Genomic DNA, 13,512 nt, shown 5'->3' with positions numbered 1-13,512 from the left:
TTCTTCACAAGACTTTTCAATTCGGCTACTCAGTTACCATAAAGAACCTGATTATGAAATATAACTTTATGGTTACAATTAAAAGGAACATATCATGTCTAAAATCGCATTGATCGGCGCAACAGGTTTTGTAGGCGCTGCCGTCCTCAAAGAAGCCGTTTCACGCGGCCACACTGTTACAGCTCTTGTCCGCAACACTGACAAAATTGCAAAACTCGACAATGTTACGGCCGTGAAAACTGATATATTCGACACCGACGCTCTTGCGAGCCAGCTGGCTGGTCATAACATTGTCATTTCAGCGTATAATCCAGGTTGGACAGATGCCAATATTCGCGAAAACCACATCAAGGGTAGCCGTTCTATCAATACCGCAGCAAAGAAAGCTGGCGTAAAGCGTCTGATTGCCGTCGGTGGTGCTGGTAGCCTCGAAATCAATGGCCAACAGCTTGTAGATTCGCCTGAGTTTCCGGCAGATTGGAAAGAAGGCGCTTTGGGCGCACGTCAAGCGCTCAACGAACTGCGCGAAGAAAATGAACTCGACTGGACCTTCGTTTCGCCAGCTATCATGCTGGAACCGGGTGAACGAACTGGCAAGTATCGCCTTGGCGCAGATCAGCCTGTCTTTGACGAAAAAGGCGAAAGTAAAATTTCTGTCGATGATCTGGCGGTTGCAATTATCGACGAGGCCGAACAGGGAAAGCATATCGGTAAGCGTTTTACTGCTGCTTATTAAAATCACTGTATACCGGGTGGGCGACTGCCCGGTATCCTCAAGGTAACCCGATCACCTTTCAGTGCGTTCTTAACAAGAGGCATGAAGCAGCTTAACTAAGCTTCAACTGCCAACAGATTGATGGAACGCCATGGAACTCGGTATTTACACATTCGGCGATATTGGGCCTGATCCTGAAACCAATCGCCCCCTTTCGCCACAGCAACGGTTAACAAATCTTATTGAAGAGATTGAACTTGCTGATCAGGTTGGCCTTGATGTGTTCGGGGTCGGTGAGCATCATCGCCCAGACTACGCAGTTTCTGCGCCACCGATTGTGCTGGCTGCAGCAGCGACACGCACAAAAAACATCAAGCTAACGAGTGCTGTGACGGTTCTGTCTTCGGATGATCCTGTTCGGGTCTATCAGCAATTTTCCACGTTAGATCTTCTCTCCAATGGTCGTGCAGAAATCATGGTAGGACGTGGTTCGTTCATCGAGTCATTCCCGCTCTTTGGCTATAATCTCGATGATTACGATACGCTCTTTGCTGAGAAGCTTGATCTTCTTCTCAACATTCGTCAACATGAGCAGGTGAGCTGGACAGGAAAGACGCGTGCGCCGATTGACGGGCGTGGTGTCTATCCCCGCGCCTTGCCAGATTCTTTGCCTATATGGCTCGCAGTTGGTGGAACGCCGGCATCGGTTGGACGTGCGGCACTTCTCGGTCTGCCATTAGCTATTGCCATCATCGGCGGGTATCCGGAGCGCTTTTCACAACTGACAGATTTCTATCGTGAAGCTGGCCTCAAAGCTGGACACGCGCCAGAACAGCTCAAAGTTGGAATCAACTCCCACGGCTATATCGCTGAAAACTCTCAACAAGCAGGTGATGAGTTCTACACGTCATATGCTTATGTGATGAGCAAACTCGGACATGAGCGCGGTTGGCCGCCAACCACCCGAGAAAAATTTGACGCTATGTGCCAACCGCGAGGATCATTGCTCGTCGGAAGCCCGCAGCAGGTTATCGACAAGATCCTCGATCAACAGAGCTATTTTAAACATGATCGATTTTTGTTGCAGACGGCTTTGGGCAATCTGTCTCATAAACATACGATGAAATCGATTGAGCTGTTTGGCACCAAGGTTGCGCCAGAGCTTCGCAAATCGCTAAACCAAAAAGCGTCCGCATAAGTAAAAAGGCCGACCAATCAAAATTGGCCGGCCTTTTTTATTAAACAAGTTCAACGTCTACGACGCCGGGAATTGCTTTCATTGCGCTGGCAATTTGTGGACTGACCCGATAGCGGTGCGGCAGTTCAATCTCGACCTCACGCTGTCCGTCCTCTTTGATCACGATAAAGCTCACCTCACCGTCGCCACGCGTATTGAAATGCGGAATAATCGATTTCAGCGATTGAGCTGAACGAAGGTATAGCCGAAGAGCCTTCTGCATCGCACAGGCACGATCTTCCAGCGATTGCACGGTCTGAATGCGCAGGCCAATTCCTTCTGGACGGTTTTCAGCGGACACTGTGATCACAACAGATTTACCGCTCTCCAGCAGATCACGATATGCGCAAGACCTTCGGAGAACAGCACAGCTTCAAACTGGCCACTGGCATCGGACAATTGGACAATGCCCATCTTGTTGCCGGTACGGGTTTTACGTTCCTGTCGGGTTGTTACCGTTCCGGCAAGACGACCCGCATTCGCGCCGCGCTTCACGGCTGCGGAGAAATCGGCCCAGCTTTGCACGCGCATGCGATCAAGCACCTGACGGTATTCATCAAGCGGATGCGCAGAAAGATAGAAACCGACCGCCTGAAATTCGCGATGAAGTTTTTCCGATGGCAACCATGGAGCAGCTTGCGGCAGGATCAATTGCTCTTTCGGTGCGCCGGAAAGACCAAAAATATCGGACTGGCCGCTTGCTGCATTCTCCTGCGTGCGCTGCGCAAAGCCCATGATGCGATCCATGCCAGCGCTCATCGCAGCACGATCACGACCAAAACAATCAAGTGCACCTGCATTAATCAAGCTATCCAATACGCGACGGTTGACAATTTTCGGATCAATCCGCTCGCAGAAATCTTCCAGGCTTTCAAACGGCTTTTCTGCCCGCACATCGACTATATGATCAACTGCAGCTTCACCGACGCCCTTGATGGCTGCAAGTGAATAGAAAATTTTCTTCTCACCAACTTCAAACGAACGATAGGAGGTCATGACAGAAGGCGTCACCACATCAATGGCCAAACGATTTGCATCACGCCGGAAATCATTGAGCTTGTCGGCATTCGACATATCGTATGTCATAGACGCGGCAAGGAATTCGACTGGATAATGCGCCTTCATATAGGCTGTCTGATAGGACACGATCGCATAGGCGGCAGCATGCGACTTGTTGAAGCCGTAATCGGCGAACTTTGCCAGCAGGTCGAAAATCATATTCGCCTGCGCTTTATCGACACCGCCCTTAATTGCACCATCAACAAAACGGACACGCTGCTTGTCCATTTCCTCACGGATTTTCTTACCCATTGCGCGGCGCAGAAGATCAGCTTCACCGAGCGAATAGCCGGAAAGCACCTGCGCAATCTGCATCACCTGTTCCTGATAGACGATAACGCCCTGCGTTTCCTTGATCAGGTCATCAATCTTCGGGTGAATGGAAGCAATCTCTTCCTCACCATTCTTGCGCGCATTGTAGGTCGGGATGTTCTCCATAGGACCCGGACGATAAAGCGCGACGAGCGCGATGATGTCCTCGATGCGATCCGGGCGCATGCCAAGCAGCGCCTTACGCATGCCAGCACTTTCCACCTGAAACACGCCAACAGTTTCGCCGCGTGAAAGCATCTCATAGGTCAGTTCATCATCAAGCGGCAGACGCGACAAATCGATGTCTATGCCTTTACGGGCAACCAGCTTAACCGCTGTTTGGAGAACTGTCAGAGTTTTCAGACCAAGAAAGTCGAACTTGACCAGTCCCGCCTGCTCAACCCATTTCATGTTAAACTGCGTGACCGGCATATCCGACCGCGGATCACGATACATCGGAACGAGTTCTGAGAGCGGTCGGTCGCCGATGACTATACCGGCAGCGTGTGTGGAGGCATGACGGTAAAGCCCCTCAAGCTTGAGCGCCATATCGAGCAGACGATCGACAACTGGTTCCTTCTCGCGCTCTTCATTGATTTTTGGCTCGGTCTCAATGGCCTGTGCCAGCGATACCGGGTTTGCCGGGTTTTGCGGCACCAGCTTACACAGCCGATCTACCTGTCCGTACGGCATTTCGAGAACGCGGCCCACATCGCGCAATACAGCGCGCGCCTGCAATGTACCGAAGGTAATAATCTGCGCGACCTGATCGCGACCATATTTTCCCTGCACATAACGAATAACTTCTTCGCGACGATCCTGACAAAAATCGATATCGAAGTCGGGCATCGATACGCGGTCGGGATTGAGGAAGCGTTCGAATAGCAGCGAAAAGCGCAACGGATCAACGTCGGTGATTGTCAATGCATAAGCAACAAGCGAACCCGCACCAGAACCACGACCCGGGCCTACCGGAATACCCTGCTGCTTCGCCCATTTGATAAAGTCCGCAACGATCAGGAAGTAACCCGGGAACTTCATGCGGGTGATAATGCCGATCTCATAGTCGAGACGCTCTGCATATTGTTCTTCGGTATAGCCTTCAGCAAGACCGGCTGTTTCCAACCGCATCTTCAGGCCTTCACGCGCCTGACGCGCAAGCTCATTGGCTTCTGCCTCAAGACCTTTTTCGGGATCGTCGGACTCGCCCGTAAAGCGCGGCAGAATAGGGTTGCGGGTTTGTGTAAACCAGCTGCAACGCTCGGCAATTTCAATCGTATTTTCGAGGGCTTCCGGCAAATCCTCAAAAAGCACGGCCATTTCGGCACGGCTTCTCAAATAATGATCAGGCGTCAAACGGCGACGATCATCGTTGGAAAGGATTTGGCCTTCGGCGATCGCAAGAAGCGCATCGTGAGCCTCGAAATCCTCGGCCTTAAGGAAAAACGCTTCATTGGTCGCGACCAAGGGTAGTTCCATTGCATAGGCAAGTTCAACGGTCTTCATTTCAAGCGCACGGTCGTAACCAGCCTGACGCTGCAACTCGACATACAGACGGTCACCAAATGCATTTTTGAGGAAAGCCAGACGGCTTTCTGCGCGATCAGCACGGTCAGCAGCAAATGCACGCCCAATTGGGCCAAGCGGACCACCGGAGAGAACAATCACATCTTCTGAAAGATCAGACAGCCAGCTTGCATCGACATGGACGGGATCACCCGAAGGCGTATCCATAAATGCGCGGCTAACGAGCCTGACTATATTTGCGTAGCCCTCCTCGGTCGAAGCGAGAAAAACCAAAGGCGCCAAATCAAGAACAAGCCTGCGATTCACGCTGCGGCTATTATCATTATGGTCACCAAAAGCGACGTCCAGCTGACAGCCAATGATCGGCTGCAAACCATCCTTTGAAGCCTTCTGAGCAAATTCCAGAGCGCCAAAGAGATTGTTACTGTCCGTTATCGCGATGGCCGGTGCTTCATCGGCAATCGCCTGTTTGATGATCTTGCCGACAGGCAACGCGCCTTCCAGCAAGGAATAAGCAGAGTGCACCCGCAGATGAACGAAACGAGGTGACGACTTACCCTCGCCCGCGCCAATGCTTGCTGTATCACTCATACTTTTCCCCGATCTTTGCAGGCCGATACTATTACAACACGATCATAGCGAAATCATGTTTTTAGCACCATCCAAGTGCAGCTCATGTTTTAAGACTTTTATATCTTAAGATTGGCACACGGTAACGGGCGACTCTTAACGCCCATCAGCGTAGTTTCGGGGAATACGGTAACGATGTCCAGAGTTAGCTTCGTTACTATCAATCGGGTTCACAGAAGAACCCGTTTCACATTTTCAGATTGCACTCACCCAAATGGCGAAAGTGGCGACGAACAGGCTGACGGAGACGAAAGATAAAACGTCGTAGACGAGATCGGTCATGTGGATAACTCTTCTTTGTTCACGTATGTTTATTTTTTGTTCCATTTTTGTTCTAAAGTCAACACCGTTGTTAAGGCCAACTGGTAATTAAGGTTTATGAAATATAAACAGCAAACGCCGGTGGGATGACCACCGGCGTTGTATAGATAACAAGCAGACAAAGCTTTCGGCTGTATCAGAGCGCCGATTATAAGCGCCTAACGATACGACCCTTAGAGGTCTACGACCTTGCCGTCTTTCAAGGTTACACGCCGGTCCATGCGGCGAGCCAGCTCATGATTATGCGTTGCAATCATCGCGGCCAATCCAGACTGACGAACCAGTGCTTCAAGTGCGCCGAAAACATACGACGATGTTGTCGGATCGAGATTGCCTGTCGGCTCATCGGCCAACAACACGAGCGGCGCATTTGCAACGGCGCGCGCAATAGCCACGCGCTGTTGCTCACCACCAGAAAGCTCTGACGGGCGGTGCGAAGCACGCTTACCGATCTTCATGTAATCAAGCAACTGCTGTGCGCGAACGGTTGCGGCCTTCTGTGCCAGGCCACGGATCATCTGCGGCATCATCACGTTTTCCAAAGCGGAAAACTCCGGCAGGAGATGGTGGAACTGATAGACAAAGCCGACATCATTGCGACGAACTGCCGTGCGCTCGTCCTCCGACAAGGATCCGCATGAACGGCCATCAAGAATGACATCGCCACTGTCCGGGCGTTCAAGCAACCCAGCAGTATGAAGCAGTGTTGACTTACCTGCACCCGATGGGGCGACGAGGGCCACCATTTCGCCGCGACGCAGCGTGAAGTTCGCCTCGTTCAGAATAACGAGTTCACGATCAGCTTCTTTATAAGCACGGCTAACATTTTCCAGACGCAGAATGACTTCAGCCGCCATTATTCATACCTCAGTGCTTCGACCGGATCGAGCTTGGCAGCGCGCCATGCTGGCAAAATGGTGGCGATAAAAGAAAGAACCAATGCCATCGCAATGACAGACAATGTTTCACCAACATCCATTTTCGCAGGCAGCGTGCTCAGGAAATAAAGTTCCGGATTGAACAGGGTTGTTCCCGAAAGCCAGGAGAAGAACTGGCGAATGCGCTCGACATTGAGGCAAACGACAACACCGAGAACGACACCAGCCAATGTGCCAGTCACACCAATGGCGGCACCTGTCATCAGGAATATACGCATGACGGCACCACGCGTTGCACCCATGGTTCGCAGGATCGCGATATCACGCCCTTTATCCTTCACCAGCATGATAAGGCCGGATATGATGTTGAGCGCTGCCACAAGCACAATCAACGTCAGGATCATAAACATGACGTTGCGCTCGACTTGCAAGGCAGAGAAAAACGTTTGATTACGCTGACGCCAATCGACCATAGAAATCTGGCGAGCTGCGACCTCCTCCACAGGCGCGCGCATGGCGTCAACCTTGTCTGGATTATCGACAAAGATTTCTAGCGATTGCACCTTGTCTTCCTGATTGAAGAAAAGCTGCGCTTCGGTGAGTGGCATCATAACAATAGATGCGTCATATTCCGACATGCCGATCTCGAAGATTGCAACAATCGGATAGGCCTTGACGCGCGGATTAACACCAAAGGGCGTCACATCGCCATCAGGGGAGATAACGCGCAGCGTATCGCCGATGGAAAGGCCAAGATTTTCAGCCATACGCGTGCCAATGGCCACGCCACCGCTCTGATCAAACCCCTGCAGGGTGCCTTGTTTGATATTATCGGAAACCAGCTTGAGCTTGGCGAGATCTTCCTCACGAAGACCGCGAACAAGAGCACCGGTTCCAGCACCGATATTGCCCTGCACCAGAGCCTGACCTTCCACCACAGGAATGGCGAATTTCACGCCCGAAATTCCGTCGATGCGCGTGATCAGGCTTGCATAATCATCGAGCGGCCGATCAATCGGCTGCATAATGAGATGGCCGTTAATACCAAGAATTCTGTTCAGAAGCTCAGCGCGAAAACCGTTCATCACCGCCATAACGATGATGAGCGTAGCCACGCGAGCATTATCCCAGTGAAGGAAAAACCAGCAATAACCGAAATAAACGTTTCGCGGCGGCGCGCACGCAGATAGCGCCATGCGATCATCCGCTCATAAGCTGAAAATGGGCCCGATGAAGGCACTTTGTTGGGCGCCTTCTGCTTGCCGTCAGATTTTACTGCCGCCGCACTGCTCATATTTAAGCCGTCAATAGGTTGATTGCTGCTTCGATGGTAAGGTTCTGACGTTCACCAGTCTTGCGGTCTTTAACTTCAACTTCGCCAGCAGCAACGCCACGTGGGCCAACGATCACCTGATAAGGCAAACCAATCAAATCCATGGTCGCAAACTTGGAACCAGCACGGTTGTCTGTATCGTCCAGCAGCGGATCAAGGCCAGCATTGGTGAAAGCGGTGTAAAGCTGTTCACTCACGCCATCACAAGCTTCATCACCGGCCTTCATATTGATAATGCCCACACCGAATGGCGCGATCGACTTTGGCCAGATGATGCCAGCTTCATCGTGGAAAGCTTCGATCGCAGCTGCGACCAGACGCGAAGGCCCAATGCCATAAGAGCCCATCGAAACAAAATGGTCTTTGCCATCCGGTCCCTGCACCTTCGCACCCATGGCTTCCGAATATTTGGTGCCAAAATGGAAGATATGACCAACTTCGATGCCGCGCGCCGAAACCTGATCATCGGCTTCCACCGCTGACCAATCAGCTTCGTCGTGCATTTCGTCGGTTGCCGCATAAGGCGTCGTCCAGCGATTGACGATGTCCGTAAGCTGCTCATCATTGCGGAAATCGGTGTCTGCGCCCGGGACAGCCAGATTGAGATAAGCCTTATCGCAATAGACCTGGCTTTCGCCTGTTTCAGCGAGAATGATGAATTCGTGCGAAAGATCACCGCCAATTGGGCCAGTATCAGCGCGCATAGGGATCGCCTGCAGACCAACGCGGGCGAAGGTGCGCAGATAAGACACGAACATGCGGTAGTAAGCCATCTTCGCGCCCTCGTAATCGAGGTCGAACGAATAGGCATCTTTCATCAAGAATTCACGCGAGCGCATCACGCCGAAACGCGGACGCACTTCATCGCGGAACTTCCACTGAATATGGTAGAGGTTGAGCGGCAGGTCTTTGTAAGAGCGCACATAAGAACGGAAAATATCCGTGACCATTTCCTCATTAGTCGGTCCGAAGAGCATTTCGCGCTCCTGACGGTCCTGAATGCGTAGCATTTCCTTGCCATATGCATCATAGCGACCGCTTTCACGCCACAGTTCGGCGGACTGGATCGTTGGCATAAGGATTTCATTTGCGCCAGCGCGGTTCTGCTCTTCACGAATGATGTCACAGACCTTGTTGAGCACTTTCAGACCAAGCGGAAGCCATGAATAGATGCCTGCCGACTGCTGACGGATCATGCCCGCGCGCAGCATCAACCTGTGAGAGACAATTTCAGCCTCTTTTGGGTTTTCCTTCAGAATGGGCAAAAAATACTGCGACAGACGCATCGTGACCACCGATCAAGAGAGAGATTACCTGAACAACAACCAAATGCATGGAGAATCAGGCAAAAATTAAGCAAATCTGTCGGTTTCATAACGGGTTATACCGCGGTTGAAAACCCGCCCCTTTACTGTTTGCTAACCAAGTTTTTTTATGGCCCACAACAATCATCCATCGAGCCCTGAAATAGACATCAAAACAGTAGGGTTTAGATTCATATTAAATTTCAATGTTTTATATAGTTGGCATATCATTCGAGTAAAAATTGCGAAGGAAATATGACGTACTGAAAGATTTTTGGTGACAAAAGCTGTGCAGTCCGCTATTTTTTTCATCAATAAGCATGACAGCGGAAATAACCGTTGTTTAACGCGGTCAAAGTCTTGGGAGGATGGATCCAGGCGCGATATGTCGCTGCCGCCGGTAAAATGGAAACGGGTCGAACGCGTATTCGACTAGCAAGGCGAAAGCCTTGCTTTTTTTTTGGTTTTACCAATAGCAAGCGACAATTTCCAAACAGTTCATTGATATTATTGTATTTTTGATTGTGCCTATTTTTGCAATGATCGTACCAGCATTACATTACAGTCACGAAGTAGCACATCGAATTTCACACCGAAATCCGATATAACGCATCTCTAATTTTACGTGGATTCAAATAGTTATACTGAATTGATCAGTTTTAGATTCGCGCAAGATCAAGCGTTTTTCTTATAGAAATGCCCCCTATCAATCTGGCGCCTAAAAATTAGGCACGAGATTAGAATTCAATAAAATGAAGAGGGAGGTTTCTGCTGTTATTTCAGATCGGGAAAGAAATGCGGAATATCATCAAGGCCAAAGCCTTGCACCTGCGTCAGATAATAATAGAGGCCGAAAATGGCGGACGCTACGACAGTTGTGCGAAGAAAAGCGCGTCCGATGCGTGGTTTTTCTGGCGCACTGGCGACGGTGCCCAATGTCACATCATTTTCCTCCGCTTGTGTGCGTAGTCCCACGGGCAACAGCGCAAACAATGTGACCCACCAGAATATAAAATACATCGCGATGCCGGAAACGATGGTCATCTCACGCCTCCTCAAGCTCGATCAATGTTCCGTTGAAATCCTTAGGGTGCAGAAAAAGGACCGGCTTTCCATGTGCGCCGATCTTCGGTTCGCCATTACCAAGAACACGCGCGCCTTCCGCCTTCAGGTGATCACGCGCAGCAATGATATCTGAGACCTCGTAGCAAAGATGATGCATCCCGCCCGAAGGGTTCTTTTCAAGGAAACTTGCAATGGGCGACCCCTCGCCCAATGGTTCCAGCAGTTCGATCTTGGTGTTTCCAACATCGATAAAAACCACCGTAACGCCATGATCCGGCAAAGCCTCGGGTGCTGTTACTTTTGCACCCAACTGGCCGCTGTAAAGCGCAGAAGCGACCCGAATATCAGGAACCGCAATTGCAACATGGTTCAGGCGTTCAAGCATCTATTTCCTCCTCCAGAAAACAGATTTACTTTATCCGGTTGATGAACACCGTCACTACCGGCTTTTTGCCCCATGCTTCATTTGTCGCAGCGCGAACAGCACGACGAACGGACTCACGAACCACTTCGAGGTCTTTACGGCGCGCGCGCGGAATGCTGTCGATGGCCTCAATAGCGGCATCAAGCAGAATATCTTCCATGAGATCACCCTGCCCGTCTTCTTCCGGCAAGCCAAAAGCGACCAAATCAGGTTCATCCATGATCTTGAAATCACGGTCGAGTAGAACGGAAACGGCAACATGGCCGACATAGGCAAGCTTACGACGCTCAACCATGCCGATTTCGTCTTCGTCACCGATCAGCTTGCCGTCTTTGTAGATACGGCCAACCGGAGCTTCATCGATAATTTCAGCCCTGCCGGGAGCAAGACGCAGCATATCTCCATCGCGCACCTGTGCGATCTCTTCGATGCCTTCCATAGCGCCAAGCGAACCCTGAGCTACAAGATGCGCTGCTTCGCCATGAACAGGCACGAGAATGCGCGGACGCACCCATGAATACATGCGCTTCAATTCACTGCGGCGCGGATGGCCCGAAACATGCACAAGCGCATCATCATCGCTGATCAGCTTGATGCCCTGATCGATCAGCTTGTTCTTGATATCAAGAATAGCCTTCTCGTTGCCCGGAATTGGACGCGATGAGAAAATTACCGTATCACCCGCCGACAAAGCAATGCTGCGCATTTCATCACGCGCAAGTTTCGCGAGTGCTGCACGCGGCTCACCCTGACTGCCTGTGAGGATCATCACGACATTTTCACGCGGAATATAGCCGTAATCGTCTTCGCTCAAGAATTCTGGCAAGCCTTCCATATAGCCAAGCTCAGCTGCAACAGCGATTGTGCGCTTCATTGAGCGGCCAACCACCAGCACCTGACGGCCCGCATCGCGTGCAGCTTCGGTGATCGAGCGGATACGGCCAACATTCGACGAGAAGGTTGTAATTGCCACGCGACCACGCGCGTTTTCGATCAGTTCGCGCAAGCCTTCGCCAACCTCACGCTCGGAAGGCGATTCACCTTCGCGCATCGCATTGGTGGAATCGCAGATCAGTGCCAGAACGCCCTGTTCGCCAATTGCGCGGAACCGTGCTTCGTCAATCAGCGGCCCCATCGACGGATCAGGGTCCATCTTCCAATCGCCTGTATGAACAACTGTGCCAAGCGGCGTGGTGATTGCCAGCGAAACAGGTTCCGGTATCGAGTGCGTAACGGCAATCGCCTCAAGCTTGAAAGGACCGACTTCGAAAGTCTCGCCCGCGTTGAAAACTGTAATCGGAATTTCAGGGGCGCGAATTTCTGAATGGCGCTTGGCTTCAAGCAAGCCTGCCGTAAATGGAGTCGCATAGACCGGCGCTTTGAGGCGTGGCCAGAGATCGAGCAGCGCACCATAATGGTCTTCATGCGCGTGTGTAATGATAATACCGCGCAGATTATGTTTTTCAGCTTCCAGAAAGCGGATGTCCGGCAGAATAAGATCAGCGCCGGGATGTTCAGGACCGGCAAAGCTAACGCCCATATCAACCACGATCCATTCGCGATTGTTTTCCGGACCATAGCCATACATGGCGAGGTTCATGCCGATTTCGCCGACACCACCCAATGGCAGGAAGACAAATTGCGTCTGTGTTGACCGGGGCATAATGCCTCCCTGTTATTTAAAGCGCATCTTAATCTGACGCAATCAGATCGTCGCTCCAAAAGGCTTTTCAACACGCATCTTATCCGAAAATCGTTTCACACTTTTCGGGATGCGCTCCAATTAGAATTTATTATGCCCCTGTTGGACCCACTATCGATAGTTTGCAAGCCCGTAACAGCAGATTGAAAGGCCGATTGTTCACATATATTCGATCAAGAACCAGCTTTGACCGATGCAGCCGTTCCAAAATAGACGTCGCCCGCCGTCACCGGCACGCGTGTTCCATCATCCTCGCGGATGACGAGACGGCAATCCGAATCGATAGTTTCAAACACGCCTTCAACGATCCTGCCATTCAACTGCATAGCTACAGGCTGCCCTAAACCATGGGCGCGCTTCAGCCAAAACTCGCGGATCGTGTTGAGGCCTCGCCCCTGATCCCAGATACGGTGATAGTGGCACCATGCATCGGACAGCGCCAGAAATAGCGTGGCTGCATCCGTATTACCGCCCAATCCATTGATTGAGGTTGCGGCATATGGCAGGCCTTCGGGTGCGGCCACGACATTGGTGCCCATTCCGACCGCTATTCCAAAGCGTCCATCAGACAGCAATGTGGATTCGAGAAGAATGCCGGAAAGCTTTGCACCATCGACCAGAACATCATTCGGCCATTTGAGTGCAACATTGACTTTTGAAGCAACGGCCGGCGGCAAAACCGCGTCAACAGCGTCAGCAAGTGCTAAACCCGCGACAAAACCTAAAGTAGCGGCAGTTTTGGGATCAAAACGATCAACCAGCAGCAGGGTTGCTGCAAGATTGCCTTCAGGCGCGGTCCATGCACGGCCACGTCGCCCTCGTCCGCTCTCCTGCTTGGGAGAAATGGTCCAGAGGCGCCCTGCATCACCGGCATTAGCCTGTGAAAGCGCCTCTGCATTGGTAGAACCGATGACTGGAAAAAACTCCAGTCGGTATCCGTCTGCTAAAGCCGCAGGTGCCAGCGTGAAACGATTGCCATCACCTGCGGCCTTATTCATTGTCATG

The 13,512-nt window shown here is 51.4% G+C and carries 8 protein-coding genes and 2 pseudogenes; 2 read left to right on the top strand and 8 right to left on the bottom strand.

From position 1 onward, the window contains the following. The first annotated feature begins 94 nt into the window (after positions 1 to 94). Together RI570_RS10650 and RI570_RS10645 are read left to right on the top strand one after the other, a co-directional pair. Positions 95 to 736, top strand: a complete 642-nt coding sequence (locus RI570_RS10650) for an NAD(P)-dependent oxidoreductase (RefSeq protein ID WP_313828379.1) — start codon at positions 95 to 97, stop codon at positions 734 to 736. A gap of 130 nt (positions 737 to 866) precedes the next feature. Continuing rightward, positions 867 to 1,913 (top strand): LLM class flavin-dependent oxidoreductase, encoded by a 1,047-nt coding sequence (locus tag RI570_RS10645; protein WP_313828378.1) that lies wholly within the window; start codon positions 867 to 869, stop codon positions 1,911 to 1,913. 40 nt (positions 1,914 to 1,953) lie between these two features. Here the strand turns inward: RI570_RS10645 and dnaE are convergent. The 8 genes and pseudogenes from dnaE to RI570_RS10605 all read right to left on the bottom strand — a co-directional run bounded on the left by dnaE (position 1,954) and on the right by RI570_RS10605 (position 13,505). Then, a pseudogene (gene dnaE / locus RI570_RS10640) lies at positions 1,954 to 5,441 on the bottom strand (DNA polymerase III subunit alpha). A gap of 533 nt (positions 5,442 to 5,974) precedes the next feature. Next, on the bottom strand, positions 5,975 to 6,658 hold the full coding sequence (locus RI570_RS10635) for an ABC transporter ATP-binding protein (protein WP_313828377.1): 684 nt from the start codon (positions 6,656 to 6,658) through the stop codon (positions 5,975 to 5,977). Then, positions 6,658 to 7,973 (bottom strand): annotated as a pseudogene (locus RI570_RS10630) (lipoprotein-releasing ABC transporter permease subunit). Before RI570_RS10630 ends, RI570_RS10635 begins: the two are co-directional and overlap by 1 nt. A 2-nt stretch (positions 7,974 to 7,975) precedes the next feature. Further along, the gene (gene proS / locus RI570_RS10625) at positions 7,976 to 9,298 is read right to left on the bottom strand and encodes a proline--tRNA ligase (RefSeq protein ID WP_313828376.1); all 1,323 of its coding nucleotides are present in this window, start codon (positions 9,296 to 9,298) and stop codon (positions 7,976 to 7,978) included. Positions 9,299 to 10,090: 792 nt separating this feature from the next. Further along, the gene (locus tag RI570_RS10620; protein WP_313828375.1) at positions 10,091 to 10,360 is read right to left on the bottom strand and encodes a DUF1467 family protein; all 270 of its coding nucleotides are present in this window, start codon (positions 10,358 to 10,360) and stop codon (positions 10,091 to 10,093) included. A 1-nt stretch (position 10,361) separates the two neighbouring features. Then, positions 10,362 to 10,766 carry a methylmalonyl-CoA epimerase gene (gene mce / locus RI570_RS10615; protein ID WP_313828374.1) on the bottom strand — a complete coding sequence of 135 codons (405 nt, stop codon included), beginning with the start codon at positions 10,764 to 10,766 and terminating at the stop codon, positions 10,362 to 10,364. Positions 10,767 to 10,791: 25 nt separating this feature from the next. Then, positions 10,792 to 12,468 (bottom strand): ribonuclease J, encoded by a 1,677-nt coding sequence (locus tag RI570_RS10610; RefSeq protein ID WP_313828373.1) that lies wholly within the window; start codon positions 12,466 to 12,468, stop codon positions 10,792 to 10,794. 212 nt (positions 12,469 to 12,680) lie between these two features. Continuing rightward, a complete protein-coding gene (locus tag RI570_RS10605) occupies positions 12,681 to 13,505 on the bottom strand; it encodes a biotin--[acetyl-CoA-carboxylase] ligase (RefSeq protein ID WP_313828372.1) in 825 nt (274 codons plus the stop codon). Positions 13,506 to 13,512 lie beyond the last annotated feature (7 nt).

It is taken from the genome of Brucella pseudogrignonensis (assembly GCF_032190615.1).
Lineage (GTDB): Bacteria > Pseudomonadota > Alphaproteobacteria > Rhizobiales > Rhizobiaceae > Brucella > Brucella pseudogrignonensis_B.
The sequence above is the reverse complement of the archived record's forward strand: the minus strand, read 5'-3'. Positions and strand labels throughout refer to the sequence as shown.